Origin of the sequence: Bifidobacterium sp. ESL0690 (genome assembly GCF_029392315.1) — a bacterium.
In the GTDB taxonomy this organism is placed as follows: domain Bacteria; phylum Actinomycetota; class Actinomycetes; order Actinomycetales; family Bifidobacteriaceae; genus Bifidobacterium.
Genome location: NZ_CP113939.1, coordinates 827780 through 851254, shown reverse-complemented (window position 1 = coordinate 851254; position 23475 = coordinate 827780). Strand labels below are relative to the sequence as shown.

At 56.8% G+C, this 23475-nt stretch carries 18 protein-coding genes; 6 read left to right on the top strand and 12 right to left on the bottom strand.

All coding sequences use genetic code 11. The features are described 5' to 3' along the window. Positions 1 to 20 precede the first annotated feature (20 nt). The 3 genes from OZX62_RS03390 to OZX62_RS03380 all read right to left on the bottom strand — a co-directional run bounded on the left by OZX62_RS03390 (position 21) and on the right by OZX62_RS03380 (position 3899). The gene (locus OZX62_RS03390; protein WP_277176601.1) at positions 21 to 893 is read right to left on the bottom strand and encodes an ABC transporter permease; all 873 of its coding nucleotides are present in this window, start codon (positions 891 to 893) and stop codon (positions 21 to 23) included. After that, positions 890 to 1861, bottom strand: coding sequence for an ABC transporter permease (locus tag OZX62_RS03385; RefSeq protein WP_277176600.1), 972 nt, complete (start codon positions 1859 to 1861; stop codon positions 890 to 892). Before OZX62_RS03385 ends, OZX62_RS03390 begins: the two co-directional genes overlap by 4 nt. Positions 1862 to 2168: 307 nt before the next feature. After that, a complete protein-coding gene (locus OZX62_RS03380) occupies positions 2169 to 3899 on the bottom strand; it encodes an ABC transporter substrate-binding protein (protein WP_277176599.1) in 1731 nt (576 codons plus the stop codon). Between the two features lie 189 nt (positions 3900 to 4088). Here OZX62_RS03380 and OZX62_RS03375 point away from each other — a divergent pair, with 189 nt between their 5' ends. Beyond that, positions 4089 to 4865, top strand: a complete 777-nt coding sequence (locus OZX62_RS03375) for a type III pantothenate kinase (protein WP_277176598.1) — start codon at positions 4089 to 4091, stop codon at positions 4863 to 4865. A gap of 110 nt (positions 4866 to 4975) precedes the next feature. Here OZX62_RS03375 and OZX62_RS03370 read toward each other — a convergent pair whose 3' ends face one another. Both OZX62_RS03370 and OZX62_RS03365 read right to left on the bottom strand, forming a co-directional pair. Next, positions 4976 to 6376 (bottom strand): sugar ABC transporter substrate-binding protein, encoded by a 1401-nt coding sequence (locus OZX62_RS03370; RefSeq protein ID WP_277176597.1) that lies wholly within the window; start codon positions 6374 to 6376, stop codon positions 4976 to 4978. A 189-nt stretch (positions 6377 to 6565) separates the two neighbouring features. Beyond that, positions 6566 to 7588, bottom strand: a complete 1023-nt coding sequence (locus tag OZX62_RS03365; RefSeq protein ID WP_277176596.1) for a LacI family DNA-binding transcriptional regulator — start codon at positions 7586 to 7588, stop codon at positions 6566 to 6568. 214 nt (positions 7589 to 7802) lie between these two features. Between OZX62_RS03365 and OZX62_RS03360 the strand changes: the two genes are divergently transcribed. From OZX62_RS03360 to OZX62_RS03345, 4 genes are all read left to right on the top strand, one after another. Beyond that, positions 7803 to 9056 carry an extracellular solute-binding protein gene (locus OZX62_RS03360; RefSeq protein ID WP_277176595.1) on the top strand — a complete coding sequence of 418 codons (1254 nt, stop codon included), beginning with the start codon at positions 7803 to 7805 and terminating at the stop codon, positions 9054 to 9056. A gap of 135 nt (positions 9057 to 9191) precedes the next feature. Next, the gene (locus tag OZX62_RS03355) at positions 9192 to 10139 is read left to right on the top strand and encodes a sugar ABC transporter permease (protein WP_277176594.1); all 948 of its coding nucleotides are present in this window, start codon (positions 9192 to 9194) and stop codon (positions 10137 to 10139) included. 95 nt (positions 10140 to 10234) lie between these two features. Next, entirely contained in the window at positions 10235 to 11029 is a 795-nt protein-coding gene (locus OZX62_RS03350) for a carbohydrate ABC transporter permease (RefSeq protein ID WP_277177017.1), read from the top strand. 107 nt (positions 11030 to 11136) lie between these two features. Further along, positions 11137 to 12063: a family 43 glycosylhydrolase gene (locus OZX62_RS03345; RefSeq protein ID WP_277176593.1), complete on the top strand. Its 927-nt coding sequence runs from the start codon at positions 11137 to 11139 to the stop codon at positions 12061 to 12063. Positions 12064 to 12179: 116 nt separating this feature from the next. Here OZX62_RS03345 and OZX62_RS03340 read toward each other — a convergent pair whose 3' ends face one another. The 5 genes from OZX62_RS03340 to OZX62_RS03320 form a co-directional block, all read right to left on the bottom strand. Further along, entirely contained in the window at positions 12180 to 13208 is a 1029-nt protein-coding gene (locus OZX62_RS03340; RefSeq protein WP_277176592.1) for a glycoside hydrolase family 43 protein, read from the bottom strand. A gap of 334 nt (positions 13209 to 13542) precedes the next feature. Further along, positions 13543 to 14895, bottom strand: a complete 1353-nt coding sequence (locus OZX62_RS03335; RefSeq protein ID WP_277176591.1) for an extracellular solute-binding protein — start codon at positions 14893 to 14895, stop codon at positions 13543 to 13545. A 296-nt stretch (positions 14896 to 15191) separates the two neighbouring features. Further along, the gene (locus OZX62_RS03330; RefSeq protein WP_277176590.1) at positions 15192 to 17273 is read right to left on the bottom strand and encodes a beta-galactosidase; all 2082 of its coding nucleotides are present in this window, start codon (positions 17271 to 17273) and stop codon (positions 15192 to 15194) included. A 42-nt stretch (positions 17274 to 17315) separates the two neighbouring features. Beyond that, positions 17316 to 18248 (bottom strand): carbohydrate ABC transporter permease, encoded by a 933-nt coding sequence (locus tag OZX62_RS03325; protein ID WP_277177016.1) that lies wholly within the window; start codon positions 18246 to 18248, stop codon positions 17316 to 17318. Between the two features lie 152 nt (positions 18249 to 18400). Beyond that, complete coding sequence (locus OZX62_RS03320; RefSeq protein WP_277176589.1) at positions 18401 to 19330, bottom strand: sugar ABC transporter permease; 930 nt, start codon at positions 19328 to 19330, stop codon at positions 18401 to 18403. Between the two features lie 282 nt (positions 19331 to 19612). Here OZX62_RS03320 and OZX62_RS03315 point away from each other — a divergent pair, with 282 nt between their 5' ends. Continuing rightward, entirely contained in the window at positions 19613 to 20599 is a 987-nt protein-coding gene (locus OZX62_RS03315) for a LacI family DNA-binding transcriptional regulator (RefSeq protein ID WP_277177015.1), read from the top strand. A gap of 128 nt (positions 20600 to 20727) precedes the next feature. Here the strand turns inward: OZX62_RS03315 and OZX62_RS03310 are convergent, their stop codons facing one another. Both OZX62_RS03310 and glmS read right to left on the bottom strand, forming a co-directional pair. Beyond that, positions 20728 to 21465 (bottom strand): pseudouridine synthase, encoded by a 738-nt coding sequence (locus tag OZX62_RS03310; RefSeq protein ID WP_277176588.1) that lies wholly within the window; start codon positions 21463 to 21465, stop codon positions 20728 to 20730. Positions 21466 to 21470: 5 nt separating this feature from the next. Continuing rightward, complete coding sequence (glmS, locus tag OZX62_RS03305) at positions 21471 to 23360, bottom strand: glutamine--fructose-6-phosphate transaminase (isomerizing) (protein ID WP_277176587.1); 1890 nt, start codon at positions 23358 to 23360, stop codon at positions 21471 to 21473. Between the last annotated feature and the right edge of the window lie 115 nt (positions 23361 to 23475).

The following is a 23475-nucleotide window of genomic DNA, read 5'->3' as shown; positions in this document are numbered from 1 at the left end:
CTGATTGACAAACCGTCATTTCAGGACCTCCGCAATTCCGGATTCGTCACAGGATCGATGGCATCGCGCAACACGTCGCCAAAGACGTTGAGCGCGACTACAACAATGGTGACGATAAGCCCCGGCCAAAGCACGGTCAACGGATAGACGTTGATGAACTTGACTGACGTGGCCAGCGAATGGCCCCAGCTCGGCACACCGCTGGGCACGCCGACGCCGAGATAGGTCAGGCCGGATTCGGCCAATACTGCGGTCCCTGCGGATAGCGAGAGCTGGACCATGATGGTCGGCATTGCGTTGGGCAGGATATGGTGCAGCATTACTGAGACTCCGGAAGCGCCATAGGAAAGTGCCGAGCCGACATAGTCGGAATTGGCCGCCAGCAACGCCTGAGGCCGTGCTATACGCGCCAAATTGAAGCCGTAACCAATGCCGCAAGCGATGATGATGACCGCAACGGAAGCGCCCATCGGAACGGCCAGAATCAGGGCGATAAGCACAGTCGGTATGGAAATCAACGCGTCCACCGCGACTACCGACACGTTCGCCACTGCCGAGTTGCGTGAGACCATCGCGCTCATCAGCAATATGCCCAATGCGCCGGCGAAAACCACGGCCAGGATGGCGATGAAAAGGTTCGTGCGTGCCCCAGCCATCAGCCAGCTGAACACGTCCGCTCCGGTTCCATCGGTACCGAGCCAATGCGCGGCGGACGGTTTGGCCCACACGTGATAGCCGTCGGTTTTCCATAGCGATTGAGGCGTCCAAACCAGCGAAATCAGCGAAACCACAACCCACAACGCCAACACAATGAGCGCAAACTTACCTTCCCCGCGTCGCCAGATAGAACGTAATGCAACAGCGAGCTTGTTTGAAGACCTGGTTTTCGTCATTGCGCACCTCCTTGGACAGCGTGCTTCAGGCGCGGGTCAAGGAAACGATGCAGCAAATCAACAAGGAAACCGACGAAGAGGAAGAAAGCGGCCAGCATGAACAGTTCGCTTTGCACGGCGATGAGGTCACGGTTGCCGAGGTCGGTAACCAGTCCCGCACCGATGCCGGGCAGCGCGAAAAGGTTTTCGATGACCATGACGCCGGTGATCATGCCAGCGAACATCAGCCCGACCACGCTCACCAGCTGCGGCGTCGCCAACCTCAGTCCGACCTTGAACGCGGCCTGACGGCGCGTATAGCCGCAGGCCATCGCCTGGTCCATATAGCCGCTGTTCATCACATCGCCCAGCGCCGAGCGAGTATAGCGCATGAGGCTTGCGCCGTCGATGATGCCGACCGTCAACGCCGGCAGCACCAGCGAGGCCAGCGCCGAGCCGAAGCTGCTCCAACCGGCCTCAGGGAACCCTTGCGAGGGCAAGATGCCCAGCAGTCCGGTGCCGCGTCCGAACAATAGAATCAGCAGCAATCCGCCCCACAGAGCAGGGATGGCACCGCCGACGATGGCGACGAAATGGAACGCTGAACGCACCGCCGAACGCGTGGCTAAAGTAGCCACCACCCCAAGCGTCAGGCCGATGGCGAGCGCCACGACAAGCCCCAGCACGATAAGCGGGAAGGTGACGGAAGCGCGCATGGCGACGGTCGAGCTGATCGAACGGCCGGTCAAAAGCGAGGTGCCGAAGTTGCCGCGCAGCAAACCGCCCATCCAGCTGAAATACTGCACAACCAGCGGCCGGTCAAGCCCCATCTGCGAGCGCAACTGTGCCACACGTTCCGGCGGCGCGTTGAGTCCGGCCATCACGCTGGCCACGTCGCCCGGCAGGATGCGCAGCGCCGCGAAAATCACCACCGAAATGGCGAGCAGCGCCGCCACAAACAGCAGGAAACGCCGAATGACGAATCGCATCGATTCACCTATTCCTTTCCAAACCAATCCCCTGAGGCAAAAACATAAGCTCGACTACCTTGATTTCGTGATTTACTCTGTATAAACTCCGAAATCGCAATGCAAATCACGTTTGTTGGCCACATTTCGTGATTTATTCTGCACGGACTCTGAAGTTGCAATGTAAATCATGGAATACGGCCACATTTCGTGATTTTCTCTGCATGCATGCTACTTTTGCAGAGAAAATCACGATTCCGCGCTCCATTGCCGATTTCCATCGCATCTTCATCATGAGTCCCAAATCGCATAACACTCACGCAACCAGCTATTTGACCGGCGTCATATACCTTACGTTGTAGAGCGGCAGCAGCGTCTGGTTCAGGTTGAGCGGGAAGCTCGACACGCCATTCTTCATCGCCGTAGTGATGCGGTAGTTGAAGAGCCAGTCTGCCGGCGCATCCTCGCTCACGACGCGGGCGGCCTTGGCCAGCAACGCGTCGCGCTGGGAATCGCTGGAAGCGGCCATCGCCTGATTGTAGTAGTCCTTGACCTTCTGATTGCTGTAGTTGTAGTAGTAGGTGTCTTGGGTCCACTGCGAGAAGTCGTGACTTTCGTTGTGGTCGACCAGCGACAGATCGTAATCCTTATTTTTCAGCACATCCTGCAGCCACGTGGAGAATTCGACCACATTGACTTTCAAGTCGATGCCGATGGGCTTGAGCTGGCTGCGCAGCTGGTCGCCGAGCTCCGTGCCGTAGGTGTTGGCATAGGTCAACCGCAGCTCGAGCGGGTGGTCGGGCGTATAGCCGGCCTCCTTCATCAGCGTCTTGGCCTTGTCGACATTGTGCGGATACAGACCTGTCAGGTCCTGATAACCCGGATCGAGCGAAGGAATCGGCCCGCCCAGCACTTTGTCTGCCCCACCGCGCGAAGCGATGAGCTGTTTGTGGTCGATGGCGTAGCGGATGGCCTGGCGCACGCGCAAATCCGAGGTCTTGGCACCTTTGGAATTCATGGCGAGTACGAATTTATCAGTGTCATCGCCGGCCGCGACGCGATAATGCTCACTATCTTTCACGAAAGGCTCGGCAAGATTTTCCGTCACGGGCGCCAGCACTTGAACATCCCCGGACTTCAGCGCGTTGACAGCCGCGTTGTCATCGCCAAAATAGCGCAGCACGATGATCGGGGTCACAGCCTTGTGCACTCCCCAATACTTCGGATTGGCTTTCAGCGTGATGGAATCGTTCGGCACGAACTTGGCGACGGTGTATGGTCCGGAGCCAATCGCCTGCGTCTTCATATCGTAATTGGCGTTCTTGTCGAACACCAGTCCCGGCCGGCAGGCCAACTCCCACAGAAGGTTGGCATAGGGTGCGGTCAGGTCGAGCCTGACAGTATCGGCGTCTGTGGCCGTCACCGCCTTGAAGTTCATCAGTGACTCGGAATCGTGGTAGTGCTTGGCGATCAGCTCGTTGATGGACCACGCCACGTCACTGGCGTCGAGTTTGTCGCCGTTGGAGAAGTTCATGCCGCGGTTGAGATGGAATGTATAGCTCGTACCATCGGCGTTTTTCTCCCAGCTTTTGGCGAGCCCTGGCACGACCTTGTTGTTGGAATCGCGGGCGACAAGCCCCTCATAGACATTGCCGACGAGCACCTGGTCGAGCGAGGAGCCGGACTGGTTGCGGATATCGAGGTTCGTGGGGGCAAGTTTGAGCCCGACGGTCACGGAATCGGCTGTATGAACCTGGGCAGGCGCGATACTGGCTTTTTGATTGTTGCGAATCACGACAAACGCAGCGACAAGCGCCACCACGACGATTGCCGCAACACTCGCCCAGATCCAGCGTTTCTTCTTGCCTTTTCCGGTCTTGCCGTCGGAACCATTACCGGTGTTTCCGCCTTTTACATGCGCATTGAGCGTTTCATCGGTGCTGCCCGCATTGGCCGAACCGGCTGCAGCGTTCGTCACCATCTCATTTACGTCGGTGCTGCCTGTTGATTTGTTATCGGTTGCGTCGTTTTCGCCGTACGCACCTGAATTGGTAGGCATACTTTCCTCTTTGATAGATATTATTAAATTCGCTAGCCGCCCTCACGGGTCGTCTGCAATTCACAATCATACGAATACCGATAGATTTACACCGCCCGCAGCGTATGATGGGACGCAAGACGAAAGGCGATACGGCACCCCTATAAAGCGCCGTAAAATACGCCGGTAAATCTTTGGAAGGCGGACAACATGCTACTCGCGATTGACATCGGCAACACGAACATCGAAATCGGCGTGGTGGACGACAGCTCCCCCAATACCGCCATCACCGACACGTGGCGCATCACCACCAAAACCTTCCGCACCAGCGACGAATACGGCCTGTTGCTGCTCCAATTCCTCGAATCTGGTGGATACACCGCGGACGACGTCGACGATGTCATCGTCGCTTCGGTCGTCCCACAAATCATGCATTCTTTCCGTTCCAGCATCATCAAGTTCCTTGGCATCGACCCTATCATCGTCGGTCCTGGCGTGAAATCCGGCCTTTCCATCCGCATGGATGACCCGAAATCATTGGGCGCGGACTGCCTGGCAGATTGTGTCGGCGCCTACGGCACATACGGCGGCCCGGTGCTGGTTGCAGATTTCGGCACGGCGACCACCTTCAATTACGTCGATGGCAACAAGTCCATCACCGCAGGCCTTATCAGCCCCGGCCTGCAGACCTCCATCAGTTCCTTGGTTTCCGGCACCGCCCAACTACCCGAAGTCGAAATCACAAGGCCAGACTCGATTCTTGCCAAAGGCACTAAAACAGCCATGCAAGCCGGACTATATTACAACTTCCTCGGTGGCATCGAACGCACCATCAAGCAGTTCCATCGAGAGATAGACGAGGATTTCAAGGTAGTTGCCACCGGCGGTCTCGGCGCGGTTTTCAAAGACGATACTAAAACTATCGACGTCTATGACCCTGACCTCATTTTCAAGGGCATGTCCATCATCTACCGCCTCAACGCCTGAAGCGTTCCAAACAGAACTGGATGACATCTCGCAACTTCGAATTGCGCTAAATACGACTTTCCGCACATCTCAGCGCCGCGTTTAGCCCATGTTGGTCCGGATTAACCCCATCACTGCAGCGTAAAGCCTTGATTGGTGCCGTATTCCTTGATGTCCTTCTGCCAGAGCGCGATTCCTTGCATCAGGCTTATCTTCGGCCCTGGGTCCTGCGGCAACGTCAGCGGGCTTCCGTCCGGATTGGTCTGCCCGGCGTTGATTCGCTCCTGCACCTTTTGCACCGCACGCGTGGCATTCGCCCATTTATAGGACTGCCCGACAGTAGCTCTGAAATCGCCCCGGGCATAGACCTCGAACGGCAGATACTGGTAGCCAAGAGACACTTTCTCGGCGGCACGCGAAAGCACACGGTTGAATTGTTGCCCGCCGAAATAGGGCACGTCGATGCCTCGCGAGTCGCGAATCGTGGTCTTCGTCAGGAACGCGTGGCTATTGAGCGTAGCCGTGTCCGCAGGAAATGCGCCACCGTCCACGCGCTTGGCGATGCCAGAAGGGTCGAGGCAGACATAGCGGATGAAGCGCATCGCCGCTTCCGGCTTACGTGTCAAATGTAATACAGAGAGCGCCGACCCACCGTTCTCCGAATTGGTTTGTGTTCCATCGGCCGTCGGCATCGGGGCGACGCGCCACAGCCCTGCGCTGCCCGGCACGTCGGAAAGCAAAAGCGAAGGCATCCAAGCCCCGGTGAAAACGGAAGCGACGTTGCCTACCGCCAATGCGTTCTTCCACCCGTCCGACCAGGTGTTGAGCTGGGTGTTGATCAGCCCTTCGTCAATCATTTTCTGCCAAAACTCGCTGAAACCCTTGGTTCCCGAGTCATCGGTGAGATTGACGGTAACGGTTTTGCCGTCACCGGTGGTATGGAACGGACGCCCGCCGTTGAGCCAGATCATCGCATTGTAAAAGCTCGCATCCCCCGCATCGGCGGCGATATAGACGCCTATCGCCTTGAGCTTTTTGGCCGCTTCATAGTAATCGTTCCAGGTATGGATCTGCGAGGCGTCCACGCCGGCCTGGCGGAACACGTCATCGTTATAGAAGAATGCCATCGGCCCCGAATCCATCGGCACCCCGTAGACCCGACCGTTGGTGTGCACGCTCGACCATGTGCCGGGCGTGTAATTGTCGCCGTAACCCTGCGTCTGATCGGTGATGTCGCGCAGCTGGCCGCTGACCGCGTACTGCGGCAGGGCGAAATATTCGAGCTGCACCACGTCGGGCATGTTGTAGCCGTCCTGGATGGCGGAATTGAGGTTGTCGTAGCCGCTGGTGGATTTGATGTCGACGCGGATATCGGGGTTGGCTTTTTCGAAGTCCCGGGCCTCGGCCTCCATGCTGGGTTCCCACGACCAGACGGTGATGACGGTGCGGTTGTCCTGCGTTCCGCAAGCGGCCGTCGCCGCGAGCAGCAGCCCGGCACATACCGCCGCAAACAGCCGTCGGACCTTATTCATACCACCCCTGTCGTCAATCCACCGTTCATTCAACGACAAGTCTATCCTCACCTTGCGAAGCCGCGGAAACCAGAAACCCAAACCTTTCCAGCATTAGCAGACATATACCACGAACACACACCACAAAGCTGCGCCGCCAGACCCACATGACAAATCCATGCAGCTAATTTGGAGCACAGGCCCTTGTACTCAGCGCCTTTTCGCAGTAGATTCGCGGGCCACAAGCTTAAATTTTGCAGTGAGTTTTTCGGCCACGAAAGGCTCATCACTACCTTCAAACCGCTTGAGAAGCAGTGAGACCGCTTTATGGGCAAGATCCTCGATGTCTACGCTAATCGTCGACAGGGAAGGCGTCATATATTCGTCTTCCGCCACGCCGTCGAATCCCATCACCGCCACATCGTCGGGAACACGCAGTCCGCAATCCACCAACCCTCGTATGGCTCCGAACGCCAAGGAATCCGTCATACAGAAAAGTCCGTCGAAAGATCGTCCCGATTCAACAAGGCAATGAACCTGTTGTCTGGCAAGCGAAAAATCCCATTGATCACATTGCACAAAGTCATCTTCCGTAACTGCCATGCCAGATTCAGCAAAACCTTCAAGTGCGCCCTTGAGCCTTCGTCCCGCAACCGTCGTCGGCTCCCCGAGTGCACGCAACGGTCGATAGCTGTTGCCCAGCACGCAGATATGACGACACCCGACATCGACAAGATGAAGAATCGCCGCTTTGGCACCGGCTTCGCAAGGGGTGAACACCGTGTCGAATATCGCTTCGTCGGAAAAATCATCCAGCAACACCATCGGTTTGTTGTCGGAAAGGGCACGAATCTCCTCATCGGACACCTGTCCGGGACTGAAAATAGTCCCGTCGCACAACTGGCTGGTCACCTCTTTCAACACCGCTATCTCCCCCTCTTGGGAATTCGATGTCTGTTGAACGATGGCTTGGAGACCTTTACGGTTCACTTCCTTGGAAATCGCCGCGCTCATCTGCGACGGGTAGGCTTTGTCAAGTTCGAAAATCGCCACGCCGATAACACCATTACGCCCGGAGCGTAGAGAACGTGCCGAAAGATTGGTCGTATATCCCAGCGTTCTGGCGGCCTTTCGGACTTTTCCCGCCGTTTCTGGCACGATCCTCGGGTCACCGCGCAACGCATAGGAAGCCGTGGCCCTCGAAACGCCGGCAACCTTGGCGACATCACCCATTGTGACCATATTCTGTCACCCTTTCGAATCGCACCCCATCATGAAATTGTGGTCCATTTTGTCTGACCTGAATCAGCTTACCATCTCAAACGCCAATTTGACACGATTCAAAAATATGGTAAAACTGGAGCTATCCGCTTTTGAATCGTGTCAACGATGGCCGAACCAAACGGATACCACATAAATCTTTTCAGATTTTTGCAAAGGAGAGACAATGAAGTTGCACAATTTCATCAAAGCCGGCATAGCCGCACTCGCGGCCACTGCCATGCTGCTGCCCATGGCGGCCTGCGGCTCGAACAACAACGCTTCCGGACAAGTAAAGCTCAGTTGGCTGAGCTGGAACAATGAGCAGGCCTCCAGGCCCTTCATCGACGAATTCCAAAAGGAAAACCCGAACATCAAGATCGATTTCTCCTATTCGCCGCCGACCCCGGAATACATCCAGACCTTGCAGACCCGTCTTGTCGGCAATCAGGCTCCCGACGTGTTCATCATCACCTCGGAAAACAAGGCCGACCTGATGAGCAACCATTACGTCAAGGACCTCACCAAAGAACCGTTCATGAAGAACATCTCGCAGGCGAACAAGGACTTCGTCTCCCGTGACGGCAAGGTCTACGGCATGTCCACGAGCTCGTGGGCCTCCGGCATCGTCTACAACAAGGATCTGCTAGCAAAAGGCGGTGTCAAAGAGGTGCCCAGAAACTGGGACGACTTCCTGGCAGCCTGCGCAAAACTCAAGAAAGCCGGCATCACCCCTTATCTGGAAACGATAGCGGACGGCCCGAGCCGCATCACCGACGCCTTCCTAGGAGCGCAGTTCGCCAAGAACAAGACCGACGTGACCACCCTGGCCACCAAGGCCAAGCAGACCCCCGGCTCCGATCAGAAAGAAGCCGTCAAGGAGTGGATGAAGCTTTATGACCAGAACCTCGTGACCAAAGACACCGTCGGCATGAGCGGCGACGACATGAAGACCCAGTTCACCAACGGACAGGTCGCCATGATCTGCACCGGCCCTTGGGACTTCAGCACGTTCGAGAAAGCCCAGGGCCTGAACTGGGGCTATGCACAGATGCCGGCGCTTTCGGCCGATTACGACCAGTACGCACAGGGCTCACCATCCCCCGCATTGACGATCTATTCCAAGCTGAGCGGCGAAAAGCTCAAGGCCGCGGAGAAGTTCCTGAGCTTCATGGACAGCAAGTGGGCGTTGAACCAGCAAAGCAAGAACGGCGATGCGGTCAACACCACGGATTTCAACTCCAAGGTCGTCAGCCAGTACCAGGACGTCTACACCAAGAACGTGAAGACGGGCAAGTACTTCCTGCTCAATAACTTCTACAAGAAGCCCGACGTTCTGGTCACCGCCACCAAGGCCGAGACCCAGCAACTGGTACAAGGCAAGATCACCGTCGACCAGTGGGCCAAGAACGTGGACGCCAAGATGGCTTCGGCCCAGTAATCGGGAACGTTCAAAGCAGTGGGGTCTGTCGTGTTGCCAGTTGCATTCAACGATTGAGCAACATACTTGGCATACGCAACATGCGCGGCAAATATGCGCAACACGGCAGACCCATTGCAGACATAGGAGATTCACATGAGTGAAGTAGCTTTGACCGCGGCTTCAAGCGAGGAAGCGCGGGAATACCGCAAGAGGAAACGCGCCCAGGGATTTCGCGAAGACGTGACTTCGTTCTGGTTCCTCTTGCCGATTCTGGCGGTGTTTGTCGTCCTTTTCCTGGTGCCTTTGGTGCAGACGCTGTATTTTTCCTTCACGGATTTCAATGGTTACAGCATGGACCTGCACTGGCTGGGCCTGGAGAACTACCGCAAGGTGTTTTCCGATCCGTCCACTCTTGAAGGCCTCGGATTCACCATTCTTTACGCCATCGTGGTGATGGTCGGCGTGACGATCTTCGCCATTCCGCTGGCCGTCATCCTCAACAAGAAATTCTTCGGACATAATTTCGTACGAAGCGTGTTCTTCTTCTTCTCGGTGCCGTCACTGGCCATCATGGGCATGGTATGGAAATACATCTTCTCGCCGATGAAAACCGGCGTGGTCAACAGCGTCCTTTCCATTTTCGGCATCGCCCCTGTCCCTTGGCTGAGCAATTCGGGACTTGCGAAATTCTGCGTCATCTTCATCGCGATCTGGGCCCAGATCGGCTGGCACGCCACGCTCTATCTGGCGTTCCTGCAATCCATACCCGGCGACCTTTACGAGCAAGCGACCGTCGATGGAGCCAGCCCCTTCCAGCAGTTCGTGCATATCACCCTGCCACAGCTGATGCCCGGCATCGTCACCTCCACCTTCCTTTTGATGTCCGGCGGACTCAAGGTCTATGACCTGCCGTTCACCATGACCAAAGGCGGACCCGGATACTCTACATACACCGTCACGCAATCCATCATCCAGCAAGGCATCGGCCAGTCCCAGTACGGCGTCGGTTCGGCTCTTGCGGTGCTGTTCTTCATCGCCACCACCATTGTGGTGCTGCTGCAGCTGTGGGTTTCCAACATCATTTCACAGAGGTTCGAATAATGCGTAATACAAAAGACGATACGTCAACAACAACCAACGCAACAAGCCATAGTGGACTGACTTTCGGACGACGCAAACGCATCACATCCGGCATCATGAGCTTCTTCATGATCGTCATCGCCCTGGTCTGCGCAATCCCCCTGTGGTACATCATCATCAACACCTTCAAGACCATTCCCGACATGGCCGCCCATCCGCTGGCCTTGCCGGAGCATTGGACTTTCGCGAATTACGCCAACGCCTTCAAAACCGTTCCGATTCTGCGCTCCCTATGGAACACGCTGATTGTCACGTTCTTCGGCGTGCTCATTCAGGTGATTGTCGGAGCCCTCGCGGCATATGGGATGATACTGCGCAAGTCCGTGTTCACTTCCGTGGTCGGCACCATTCTGATGGTCGCTTTCGTCGTACCCTCACAGTCGACACTGATTCCCCTCTACCGCATGGAGGCACAGGTCGGATTGGTCAATACGCTGACCGGCCTGATCATCATCTATCTGGGCGGAGCGGTTTTCTGCTACTTCCTCATCGTCGGCTATATGCGTTCGCTGCCTTTCGAGCTTATCGAAGCGGCACGCATCGACGGCGCGGGAGCGCTGCGAATCTTCTGGAGCATCGTCATGCCCCTGATTCGCCCCATTCTCATCACCGTCGTCGTCTTCCAGACGATGAGCACGTGGAACGACTTCATGAACGCCAATGTGTTCCTGAGCTCCTCCAATCTGCGCACCATCGTCTTGCAGGTCTATAACGCCGTCGGCCAGTTCTCGACCGATTGGCCGAGCTTCATGACCATCACGGTGCTCTCCTTGCTGCCGGTCTTCCTCTTCTTCATCTTCTGCCAGAAGTGGATCGTCTCCGGCTTGGTTGCGGGTTCCGTCAAAGGGTAGACCATAGTTTTCCACCATTTCCGATCGGCAATCCCTGCTTGCAGGGGTTGCCGAAACCATCACCTGAATTCCAAGGCCTATATTCACAAATGCATTATCAAGAAAATATGTACAGCAACCCGCCCCGAGCCAACGAGACCAAACTACATACCACACCATTGGGTCGTTACTGCGCCGACCCGAATCTCACCATTTTCGACAACCGTTATTTCCTCTACTGCACCGACGACGGCATCGAGGATTGGAGCACGACTTCCTTTAGCGTCTACAGCTCATCCGACCTGGCGCAGTGGGACCGCCACCCTATACTCGATCTTCACGACGTGCCCTGGTGGCAGGGGAAGGGTGGCGCCTGGGCACCTTCCATTATCCGTAACGCCGAAAACAAATATGTCTTTTATTTTGTAGCCGACTCACAGATAGGCACCGCAGTTGCGGACTCCCCATACGGACCATTTACGCCGACCAATATGCCGCTGATTTCGCATAATGAATTCAAGGGCTACAACATCGATCCGAGCGTATTCATCACTCCAAACGGCTCCCCCTACTTGCTTTGGGGCAACGGCAAGGCGTTCGCGGCACCATTGAGTCCGGACTGCCTGAGCTTCGACGGCAAACGCATCGTTTCCGCCACCCCGGGTAATTTCCGTGAAGCCATCTGGCTGCACGAGCGCCGCGGAATCTATTACGCATCATGGTCGGAAAACGACACCAGGGACCCGGCATACTGCATACACTATGCCATGGCTCCCTCCCCCACCGGCCCTTGGAGCGAGCCGGCGACGTTGGTTGAGCAGGACCCAGAACATGGCCTCTATGCCACGGGCCACCACAGCATCGTCAACATCCCCGGAACAGACGAATGGATTATCGCTTATCACCGGTTCGCTTACAATCTTTCAGGCCGCTGGGAAGGCGGGAACGGTTCCCATCGTGAAACCGTCTTCGCTCCTCTCAGCTACCGAAAGGATGGCAGTATCCGACAGGTACACCCGCAAGTCGGTTCATATGTCAGGCCACTGGATATATAAGGAAATTCAGCAACTTTCAAACGTGACGATTCAAGCAAAGCAAAAGCAGGATTGCTTGAATCGTCACGTTTTGTGTTTCCATGCGACTTTACGAATCGCCCCGAAAACGCAGCAGCTCAACGTTGCGAAGAAACGCACACTTCGATTCGCCGGTACTCATCTTCGGTAATCGGCAGAATACCGCCGTGCCGTTTTTTCAGCGTTCCGAGATCGACATCGTCCGCCTGCTGCCAACAGCTTTTGTCCGCTTGCGACAAATCCGCGCTTCGGAATGGCAGATAGCCTTTCCCTTCCTTGTATTGGTCGCACATCAGTCCATATTTCAGAGCTTTGCCGTTCTTGCGCACAATGTCTGCATCGTTGAAACGGAAGAGTTCCGGACCTTCCAAAAAGTCGCCGCTGAACCTTTCGTCTCCAAAAATCTGGGAGAGCGTACCGACATAAGACCATTCTTCACTGCCTGCGCCAGCTTCAAGCCTTGCAAAAGCGGCGGTCGTGGGAGCGTAGGGATTTTTCGTGCGTTCAATGGTCATTTCGCCATCGCCCGTCACCCGATACCACCAACCATCATCGGCTTTGAGCATCGTGGTGTCGATGCATCCGGGCTTGCGATCAATCCATCGCACTGGCTTGGAAAACGAAACAAAGTCCTTGGTCGTGACGTAATAGACATTCCTAATCTCACCTTGCAGGTTGGCAGCCGCGGAATCCGTCGTCCAATAGACCATATATTGGTGCCGTTCATCATCCCAGACGGCTTCCGGAGCCCAGGCCATGCCGCACTGCGGGATCGACGGCGCGATATCGGCAAGCCTTGGTTTCGACCAATGCACCAGATCTTCGGACTCCCAAATCACGATGGAACTACTGCCGTCAATGGTCGGTATGCCGTTTGCCCAGCCGCCGCGATGAAAGATGCTCAGGTCGGTCGCCAGCAAATAAAAGCCGGTACCGTCATGGGCCCTAATCAGAAACGGGTCACGCACACCATGCTCACCTACATCGCTGGTCAGCACCGGGTCGCCATTTTCGCGCGTATCCGTCCAATGGCAGCCATCACGGCTCAAAGCGAAATAGATCTGCTCATCCGTCTCGCTCTCCTCATTCCCTGTGAAATGAACGAACAGATACGCTGTCGTAGGCACTTTCCGGTTTTCGCTTGCATAGGTATTATTCAAAGTTATAAACTCCGTTGTATCGATTCAAAACCTTGACAATTCTATCATTCTTTCCGTATCTGTTTCAACCGGATTCCGCATAATTCAGCCGTTTTAAAACTTGCCAAGCATAATTGCTGGCGGCACACAAATATCTATTCTGTCAACCACCGAGTCCCACCCATTGTCAGAACAATAAATATAAAAATGTTCCATGAATCCGGGCGAACAATCGTCCGGATTCACGGAACATCATTTATCGATATTACTGAGTTACTGGCAAATTACCGACCGCTATCAGTTGATAATCAACCAACGCCAATCACTGCTTGACGGTGTAGCCCTGCTGCTTGGCGTAGTCGGTCATGTTCTTCTGCCATGCCGCAATGCCCTTGTCGAGGGTGATCTTCTTATCGGTGAAGGCTCCGCCGGCATCATCGGAGAACACGCCGCGGGCATAGACCTCGAACGGGAGGAACTTGTAGCCAGGAATCACGTTCTTGGCGGCCTTGGCGAGCTCCTCGTTGAACTTCTGTCCGCCGAAGTACTCGTTGGGCTGGCCCTTGGCGTCGGTCATCGAGGTCATGTTGAGGAAGTCGCTGGAGGAAAGCGTGTTGTTGTCGGCCGGGAAGGCGCCGCCGTCAACGCGGGTCTTGATGCCTTCCTTGTTGTGGCAGGCATATTCCATGAACTTGTACGCGGCCTTGGCCTTGGCGCTGTCCTTGGTCTTCATCAGAGCGAGCGAGGAACCGCCGTTTTCGGAGTTCTCGGTGCCGCCCTTTTCCCAGGTCGGCATCTGCGCCACGCGCCACTTGCCGGACGCCTGTGGAGCGCCGGAAAGCAGGTTGTAGGGCATCCAAGCGCCGGTGAGCAGCGAAGCGATGGAGCCATCGCCCAAGCCCTTGTTCCAATCGTCGGACCAGCCCGGCGTCTTGGTGTCGATCAGGTCCTCATTGATGAGCTTCTGCTCGAAATCAGTCCACTTCTTGACCTTGTCGTTGCCGGTCAGGTTGATGGTCACGGTCTTGCCGTCCTTGCTGGTCTCGAACGGCTTGGCGCCCGCCTGCCAAGTCATGGAGTCGAAGAAGCCGGCATCTCCGGAATCGGAAGTGATGTAGCTTCCGGTGGCGCGGATCTTCTTTGCGGCGTCATAGAACTCGTCCCAGGTGGTCGGCACTTGCGTGACGCCGGCCTTGTCGAAGACCTCCTTGTTGTAGAAGAAGGCCATGGGGCCGGAGTCCATCGGCAGTGCGTAAACACCTCCGTTGACGTTGACCGAGTTCCAGGTGCCCGGAGTGTAGAAGCTCTTGTAGCCCGAAGCGCCCATATCCGCAAGATTGGTCACATTGTTGCGGATGACGTATTCAGGCAGCGCGTAATATTCGATCTGCGCGACGTCAGGCGCGCCCTTGCCTGCGGACATCGCGTTGTTGAGTGCGGTGTATTCCTTCTTGTTGGTTCCGGCGTTGGTCACCTTCACGGTGATGTCCGGATTGGCTTTCTCGAAGCCTTTCACGGTACGAGGCAGCGTAGAATCCCAGGACCATACGAGAATCGAGGTCTTGCCGCCCTTCGACGAGTCTGCAGAGGAACCGTTCGAACCGCCGCATGCCGCCAGCGGCACCAACATGGCAGCCGCGCCGACCATTGCGATCACTTGCTTAGTGAACTTCATCGTTCTTTCTCCTTCCCCAAATGCCTTTAAGACAAATGGAAACTTGTTCAACGTAACCAATCCTTTGAATCTTGATATCCCTTCAAACTCCTAGAAGCAAGAAGGAAATATACGATAATCGGTTCGTAAAATGATTGCGATAACATTTTTAAGTATACTTCACTTCACGTCAGTTTGCAAAATCGGAAGTGAGGCTTTTTACATTTTTCTTTCTATGGGCTTTGGCAGGAAACGACTGGAATTATTGGTCGTTGCCTGCTAAAGCCTGCAAAACACCTACTTTTTATCTGAAGTTTTCATTGTCCTTTCACTATGAGCACACCGTTCGGCGAAACCGAAGCGGCGTTGCCGGCCTCGCGAATCTGTGCCAACGAAGACACCACGGCTTCCCCATCGAACTCGACGTTCACGTCGTCGTCGCCACGGTTGAAGTAGAACACGAAATTACGACCATCTTTGCCTTCTCGCTCGATACGAAGTATCTGGCCAGCATCCGGCGCCGACGAATATTCGACACCCATCTCGTCAAGCACCTGCGGCAAGGAAATTCGCAATCCCTCGCGCCCCAGCTTGCAGCCGACATAGGCGCTTTTGCCCGAACCGAAGGGGTTGACCACGATGGCGGGCACGTCGTTCATGCCGGTTCGCGGGTTCGCCTTATAGGTCGCCAGCACTTTGGCATCCGGTGACGTCGAGGTGATCCAATCGGCCAGATCGTGGGCCACGGCACCGTTGCTCAGATCCAAGTGATCGAGAGCGCCGGGATGGTCGTCGCCCATCGGTGTGAATTCCTCGCTGCGCACGCCAACGACGTCCTGAATCGAGCCGGGATAACCGCCCAGCCAGACATGGTCGCGCTCGTCGGAAATGCCAGTGTAATACGTTACGAAGAGCTTTCCGCCCTTCTCCACGTAGTCGCGCACGCGCTGCGAATCAGCCTTGCCAAGCAGATAAACACACGGCAGCACAGCAGCCTCGTAGGTGTCCCAGTCGCCTCGCATCGGCACTATATCGGCGGTGACGCCCAGATCGGCGAAAGCCCTGAACCAGTCCAAAGGCTCCGTGAAATGACGAACCTTCTGCGTCGGGCTCGCGCTATGCTCCGTGGCCCATTCACTCTGGTAATCGAAGACGACGGCGACTGAGGATTTCTTCAGCTCAGTTCCTTCGAGACCGGCTTCGGAGAGCTTTTGCAGGTCCTCGCCAAGCTCACAGACATCGCGGAAGATCTGGCTGTTTTCACCGGCGTGAGGCAGCATGGCACTGTGGAACTTCTCGGCACCGGCGCGGGACTGACGCCATTGGAAATAGCAGATCGCATCGGCACCCATGGCCACGTGGGCCAGCGCGTCACGCACCGTCTGCCCCGGTTCCTTGCGATAGTTGATCGGACGCCAATTGACGGCGGCCGTCGAATTCTCCATAAGGAACCACGGCTTTTTACGGGCCAGGCCGTCGACCAACGAAGCCGAAAAAGCCAGCTCATCTAAGTGCTGTTCGCCAGGAGTGAAATAATGGTCGTTCGAGACGAAGTCGACCTCGTCGCTCCACGCGTCATAGTCAAGCGTCGTACCGCCAGCGCTGACCATGAAATTGGTCGTCAACGGCTTATCAGGCGTGATCTGGGCCAAAGTGTCGCGTTCGGCAGCGAAGAAATCCTTCAAAGCATCGGAGCTGAACCGCTTGAAATCAAGCAGTTTGCCGGGGTTCATGAAGTTGCCTTCGCCGATATAGCGCGGCGGGATGATCTCGCTGAAATCATTCATCCGTTGGGCCCAGAACGCGGTGCCCCAGGCGTCGTTGACGGCGTCGATGGTGCCATAGCGCGCCTTGCACCACTCCTGGAAGGCACGCATGGCGTCATCGGAATAGTCGAAGCGGTTGTGGCATCCGTATTCGTTGCCGACATGCCACGAGACCACGTAGGGGTTGTCCTTAAAATGCTCGGCCATCTTGCGGCAAAGCCTCAGGGCGTACTCGCGGAAGACCGGCGAGGTGGGTCGCCAATGCTGGCGTGCACCCGGCCAGCAGATGTCCCCGCGATCGTTGCGCCAGAGCACTTCCGGATGCTTTTGCGTCAGCCACATCGGCGGCGAGGCGGTGGCGGAGGCCATATCCACGGCGATCCCTGCGCGGCCCAGCTTGTCTACGATACGGTCAAGCCAGCCGAAATCGAAGACACCGTCGCTGGTTTCGATTTTGGCCCAGGAAAAGATACCGAGTGAAACGATATTGACCTTGGCTTTGCGCATCAGGCGGATGTCGTCGTCCCAGATTTCCTCAGGCCATTGGTCGGGATTGTAATCACCTCCATACCAGAGCCTTTGCCTTTGGCCGTCAAGAGGCTGCGGCCAACGATATGTTCTGCGTGTACTCATTGCTTTATATTCCTTGTAGTATCGTCTCGTTTGTTGTCGTTTTTATTCTTTGACGGCGCCTGCGGCGAGGCCGGACTGCCAGTACTTCTGCAGCAGCAGGAACGCGATCACGAGCGGCACGATGGTCACCAGGCTCCCGGTGATCACCAGGTTCTGGATGGCCTGCCCGCCCGCGGTGGAGGCCTGGTCCTTCCACTGGTTCAGGCCGATGGTCAGGGGGTACCAGTCCGCGTCCTTGAGCATGATCAGGGGAAGGAAGTAGTTGTTCCACGTCGCCACGATGGTAAAGAGCGCGGTCGTCACGATGCCGGGAGCCAGCAGGGGCAGGGCGATGGTGAAGAAGGTGCGGAACTCGCCCGCCCCGTCCACGTGCGCCGCCTCCAGAAGCTCGGTGGGGACGGCCTGCTCGCTGAAGATCCACATCAGGTACAGGCCGAACGGAGAAATCAAGCTCGGCAGGATCATCGCCCACGGCGTGTTCGTCAGCCCGAGCTTCGCGAACAGGAGGAACTGCGGGACGGCCAGGGCGATGCCCGGCACGCTGATCGCGCCGATGACCACCGCGAACACGGCCCTGCGGCCCGGGAAGCGGAACTTGGCCAGCGCGTAGCCGCCCATGATCGCCAGCAATGTGGCGCCGCCCGCGCCCACCACCACGTAGAGCAGCGTGTTCAGCAGCCACCGGCCGAAGATGCCGTCCTGGTAGGAGAACACCTCCGTCAGGTTGTCCCACAGGGCGAAGGTATGCCCGAAGCCCAGGCCGAACGTCGAGGTGAAGTCGGCCTGCGTCTTGGTGGCGTTGACCAGCAGGTAGACGAACGGGAACAGGCAGTACGCGGCGAACACCGCCACCACAATCGTCAGCGGCCAGCTGCGGCGCGGGTTCTCCGGGTTGCTGAACCCGCTGTGCGCGCTCCGCTTCCGCTCCGCGGCCTCGTCCCTCGCCACCCGGCGCTGGCGCTGCTTCTCGTCCATCCTCGCCCGGCGCTCCTGCGCCTTCAGCTCCGACGGCGACAGGCGCGACACAGCCCCGCCCGCGGCCGCGGCCGTGCCGGCGGCCGTCTCCGAAACCGTGGCGGCGCCCGAAGCCGCAGACGTATTCACGTTCTTCTGCATGATGGTCTGGCTCATTTCATCTGCTCCTTCATGCTGTTCAGCTGCACCGCATACGCCACCGCCATGGTGATCACCGCCATCACGATCGCCAAAGCCGCCGCATAGTTCGACTGCCCGCCCGTGAAGCTCAGGTTGTAGGCGTACATGTTCGGCGTGTAGTAGGTCGTGATCGCGTTGCCCGGCACCATGTTCTGCATGATCGACGGCTCGTTGAACAGCTGGAAGCTGCCGATGATGCTGAAGATCACCGTGATCGCCAACGACCCCTTCAATTCGGGCATCTTGATCCTCCTGACGATCTGCCACTCACTCGCGCCGTCGATCGCCGCAGCCTCATACAGGGAATGCGGGATCGTGGAAAGCGACGAGTAGAAGATCAGCATGTTGTAGCCCGTGAACTCCCAGGTGACGATGTTGCCGATCGAGGCGAGCAGGACGCTCGGCTGCAGCACGTCCAGGTGCACACCCATCCACGAGTTCAGCGAACCCACCAGACCGTACTTCGCGCCGTACATGAACCCCCAGATCAGCGTGGAGACCACCGCGGGCACCGCGTACGGCAGGAACGTCGAGATACGGAAGAAGCGCGTGCCATGAAGCCTCATCGAATCCAACGCCAACGCCAGCAGCGCCGACAGGGCCAGCATGACCGGCACCTGCACCAGCGTGAACAGCGTCACCCGCCACACCGAACCCCAGAACTGCCCGTCACCGAACAACCTCGCATAATTCTGGAAGCCCACGAACACCGTCCCCCCGATCATACGAGTCTGGAAGAACGACAGGAACACCGCATAGACGATCGGCACGATGAACACGAACAAAAACACCACCACAAACGGCCACAAAAACTTCCAACCACGCCAATCCACACGATGTTTGTTAACCGAAACCGAGTCCACCTTGGGACTTGGCCCGGCAGAAACCTCTGCTGCACTCATTTTGCATCTTCTCCTTCGAAGAAATCTCAGTGACGAGCCAACCAGCTCGTCGGGGGAAAAATGTTTACGTTACCATTATAGCATTTATTCTCAAAAGTAAAACACCAGTCGTGTCGATATCCATTTATCTGTCACTCAGGCTCTTGATAGGATTAATGACTTTTGAGAAACGCGGTTACGCAATATGTCTTGGACATGGTATCGTCACCAATATAAGTGCAATATGACCAACGGAACAACGATATAAGAGGTCAAGCCATGCCAACCAATCGGGTAGTGTCAATGCAGGATGTCGCCCGTGAAGCAGGGGTTTCCCCGCAAACCGTCTCACGCGTGGCCAATCACAGCAGCGCGGTGAAACCGGCTACTTACAGACGTGTCGAAGACGCGATGCAGAAGCTCGGCTACCGGCCGAATTACGCGGCCCGCGCCCTGAAACACGGGCATTTCAACAATATCGGCGTCGTCCTTTTCGACATGACCTCATACGGCAACGCTCGCATCCTCAACGGCATCAGCAGCGCGGCACTCGACAACGATTATGCCGTCACCCTCCACCAGATCGGCTACGACAGCACGCACACCCTGCAGGCAGCGATCAACCGCATGAAGCAACTGCCCGTCGACGGGGTGATCGTCGTTCTGGAAAAGAACCTTCCCGACGTCAACTCGTACGTGCCCTTGCCGGATTTGCCAGTAGTCCTCATCAGCGAGGAACCCTCGGACCACTGCCCCACCGTGGACGCGGACCAATACGGCTGCTCCATCGCCATCGTCGACTATCTGCTGAGCCACGGGCATTCCACGGTCTATCATCTCGCTGGGCCGACCTCCTCACGAGCAGCACAGAGCCGTGAACTGGGTTGGAGGGACGCACTGGAGCAGGTAGGCGCGCCCATTCCCCAGACCTATATCGGCGATTGGGATGCCGACAGCGGCTATCAGGCAGGCTTGTCATTGGCGACCAATCCGCGCTGCACCGCCATTTACGCGGCGAATGACCAGATGGCCTATGGGGTCATCCAAGCCTACGAAAGCCTTGGCAAGAAAGTTCCGCAGGACGTCAGCATCGTAGGCGTCGACGATTCGTTGGTCGGCCTTGTGCCCCGGCTCAACCTGACCACGATGAAGATGCCGTTTGACCAAATCGGGCGTACCGCCTTCGACATGATCAAGTGGCAATGCAACGGGCAGCACGTTCCTGCGGGAGTTAAGACCGTTATTCCGACCCAGCTCATCGAGCGCGGTTCCGTGCGGTCGATTGGATAGGGGTATGACAAGCTAGCTCGGGGCCTGCAGCTTGCAGGTTAGCTTAACTTTCAGGATTTGCATTATTGCCCCATAGCGATTCCGGCAAACAAACGCAGTTCCATTCGAAACGGCTCGCTTGTAACAGCTCAGCCGAGAGCGACTTGCGAAGTAAAAGTAAACGGCACACGGGTGACAGGATCAATGAAACTCATGGAACGGGCCACGAGTTGAAGCGGCTTGGAGAAGTCGGTATAGTCCGGTTCAAGGATTTCCGGGTATAAATCATCGCCTTTAATCGGCAGACCCAGCGCATTCATATGAACACGCAATTGGTGCGTCTTACCGGTTTTCGGATGAAGAACGTAACGTCGATAGCCTTGAGACGCAATATTCCCGCCGGCCGCCGCCAGCTCGATGACGGTTTCGGCGTTGACGTTTCCCGGCATTTCGTATGCCTGCAACCGCCCGCGTTCCTTGACGATATGCGAACGGCGCCGCAACGGAAACACCGCTGGCGGGTCCAGACGCTCGGTGGTGCCGGTTTTCGGACGAATTATCGGTTTTGCCGGCGCAAGGCATTCGTATACCTTCTCGACCCGATGTTCCTGAAACAGCATTTGGTAAGCCCCGCGCAGTTCGGGATTTCGAACGAAAAGCACCACCCCGGCAGTCAGTCGATCGAGCCGATGAGCCGGGGTAATCTGAGGTTCTTTAAAATGTTTGCGCAACCGAACAAGCGCGGTCTGCCGATACCACATCCCTCGCGGCGTAGTCGCGAGAAAATGCGGCTTGTCCACCACGATGATGTTCGTATCGATGTAAAGAATCGTCAGTTCAAACGGCACTTCCGGCTCGTCGAGCACAAACCGATGCTTGGGTTGCAAATCTTCTACTCGACCGTCACGGACTTGGCGAGGTTGCGCGGCTTGTCGACGTCGTAACCCTTGAGCGTGGCCACGTCGAGCGCGAAAAGCTGAAGCGGGACCACGTCGACCAACGGGCTCAAAAGCGTCGGACATTCGGGACGCCAGAAGACGATATCCGCGTACTTCTCGGCGTCCGGGTCGCCGAGTTCAGCCACCGCGATGGTAAACGCACCGCGCGCCTTGACCTCTTCGATCGCGGAGATGACCTTGTTGTGAAGCACGTTGCGCCCGCGCGAAGACGGGACAATGACCACAACCGGCTCCCCCGGCTCAACCAGCGCAATCGGCCCGTGCTTGAGTTCACCGGCAGCGAAACCTTCGGTAAAGGTATAGGCGATTTCCTTCAATTTAAGTGCGCCTTCCAGCGCCACCGGATAGCCGACGTGACGGCCGAGGAAGAGGAACGACTTGGCGTTCAGAAGCCTCTTCGCCGCATCGTTTACCGATTTGGCGTCGTTGTCGAGCACCCACTGAATCTTCTCCGGCATGGCCTTGAGCTGATCCAGAATCTGATGAATTTCATCGCGATAGAGCGTATTTTTGACCTGTGCGAAATACAGACCAAGCAGGTAAGCGGCGATGATCTGGGCCACGAACGCCTTGGTGGAGGCGACGGCGATTTCCGGACCGGCATGCGTGTAAAGCACGGCGTCGGATTCGCGCGGAATCGTGGAACCTTGCGTATTGCAGATGGCAAGCACGCGAGAACCCTGCTCTCGAGCGTGACGCAGGGCCATCAACGTGTCCATGGTCTCACCGGACTGCGAGATGGCGACCACCAGCGTACGCGGGGTCAAAATCGGATCGCGGTAGCGGAATTCGTGCGCCAGCTCAACCTCGACGGGAATGCGTACCCAGTGCTCGATGGCGTATTTGGCCACCATGCCGGCGTAACTGGCGGTACCACAGGCCACGACGATGATCTTGTCGATCTGTTTGAAGGCTTCCGGATCGATATGCAGCTCATCAAGCTTGATCTCGCCGCCTTCGTTGAAACGGCCGAGCAACGTGTTGCGCACCGCCGCGGGTTCCTCGTGGATTTCCTTGTCCATGAAGGAGTCCCAGCCGCCTTTTTCGGAGGCGCTGGCGTCCCAGTCGACGGTGAACCGCTTGGAATCGGTGACCGGATTACCGTCGAAGTCAGTGACGGTGACGGTGTCGCCGGAAATGCAGACCGCCTGGTCCTGGTCAAGTTCCATCGCTTCCTTGGTGTAGGCGACGAACGCCGCCACGTCTGAGCCGAGGAAGTTTTCGCCGTCGCCAAGCCCGACAACCAGCGGTGAGTCATGGCGTGCACCGACCACGATATCGGGCTGACGAACGTCGACGGCCAGAATGGTGAACGCGCCTGAAAGCATACGCGCCATGCGACGTATCGCCTCGAATAGGTCGGGCTTGCCAGTTTCCTCGATGATGGTATTGGCAATCTTGCCGAGCAGCTTCGCCGCTACTTCGGTGTCGGTGGCGGAAAGGAACGTGTAACCTTCGGTCTGCAGGTCCATCCTCAGTTTTTCGGCGTTTTCGATGATGCCGTTGTGGATAATGGCGATCTTGCCGTCTTGGCTGGTATGCGGATGCGCATTGACGTCACTCGGCTCACCGTTCGTAGCCCAGCGGGTATGGCCAATGCCTACGGTCGCGTCCGGCATGGGGCTGCGTTCGACGTCCGCGGCGAGATTGGCCAGACGACCGGACTTCTTGCGTACGGCGACGGTATCCATTCCCGGGGCGGCCAACGCCACGCCGGCCGAATCATATCCGCGGTATTCGAGGCGCTTGAGCCCCTGCATGCACACTTCGAGCGGTTTCCCACACGCGGTTTTGTTTCCTGCAAATCCAACAATTCCACACATAGCACCCCAGTCTACGTGACAACCCTGAAACGCAACACCTCCCCCGCGAAAGTTTCACTATCTCCAACTTTCCGGGATCGTCTTCTAGCCCTCATCTATTTATTCAATTTGATAT

Excerpts from the sequence above, each read along its gene's own strand:
- OZX62_RS03390 (WP_277176601.1), bottom strand. The coding sequence starts at position 893 with ATGACGAAAACCAGGTCTTCAAACAAGCTCGCTGTTGCATTACGTTCT.
- OZX62_RS03385 (WP_277176600.1), bottom strand. The coding sequence starts at position 1,861 with ATGCGATTCGTCATTCGGCGTTTCCTGCTGTTTGTGGCGGCGCTGCTC.
- OZX62_RS03380 (WP_277176599.1), bottom strand. The coding sequence starts at position 3,899 with ATGCCTACCAATTCAGGTGCGTACGGCGAAAACGACGCAACCGATAAC.
- OZX62_RS03375 (WP_277176598.1), top strand. The coding sequence starts at position 4,089 with ATGCTACTCGCGATTGACATCGGCAACACGAACATCGAAATCGGCGTG.
- OZX62_RS03370 (WP_277176597.1), bottom strand. The coding sequence starts at position 6,376 with ATGAATAAGGTCCGACGGCTGTTTGCGGCGGTATGTGCCGGGCTGCTG.
- OZX62_RS03365 (WP_277176596.1), bottom strand. The coding sequence starts at position 7,588 with ATGGGTGATGTCGCCAAGGTTGCCGGCGTTTCGAGGGCCACGGCTTCC.
- OZX62_RS03360 (WP_277176595.1), top strand. The coding sequence starts at position 7,803 with ATGAAGTTGCACAATTTCATCAAAGCCGGCATAGCCGCACTCGCGGCC.
- OZX62_RS03355 (WP_277176594.1), top strand. The coding sequence starts at position 9,192 with ATGAGTGAAGTAGCTTTGACCGCGGCTTCAAGCGAGGAAGCGCGGGAA.
- OZX62_RS03350 (WP_277177017.1), top strand. The coding sequence starts at position 10,235 with ATGAGCTTCTTCATGATCGTCATCGCCCTGGTCTGCGCAATCCCCCTG.
- OZX62_RS03345 (WP_277176593.1), top strand. The coding sequence starts at position 11,137 with ATGTACAGCAACCCGCCCCGAGCCAACGAGACCAAACTACATACCACA.
- OZX62_RS03335 (WP_277176591.1), bottom strand. The coding sequence starts at position 14,895 with ATGAAGTTCACTAAGCAAGTGATCGCAATGGTCGGCGCGGCTGCCATG.
- OZX62_RS03330 (WP_277176590.1), bottom strand. The coding sequence starts at position 17,273 with ATGAGTACACGCAGAACATATCGTTGGCCGCAGCCTCTTGACGGCCAA.
- OZX62_RS03325 (WP_277177016.1), bottom strand. The coding sequence starts at position 18,248 with ATGGACGAGAAGCAGCGCCAGCGCCGGGTGGCGAGGGACGAGGCCGCG.
- OZX62_RS03320 (WP_277176589.1), bottom strand. The coding sequence starts at position 19,330 with ATGAGTGCAGCAGAGGTTTCTGCCGGGCCAAGTCCCAAGGTGGACTCG.
- OZX62_RS03315 (WP_277177015.1), top strand. The coding sequence starts at position 19,613 with ATGCAGGATGTCGCCCGTGAAGCAGGGGTTTCCCCGCAAACCGTCTCA.
- glmS (WP_277176587.1), bottom strand. The coding sequence starts at position 23,360 with ATGTGTGGAATTGTTGGATTTGCAGGAAACAAAACCGCGTGTGGGAAA.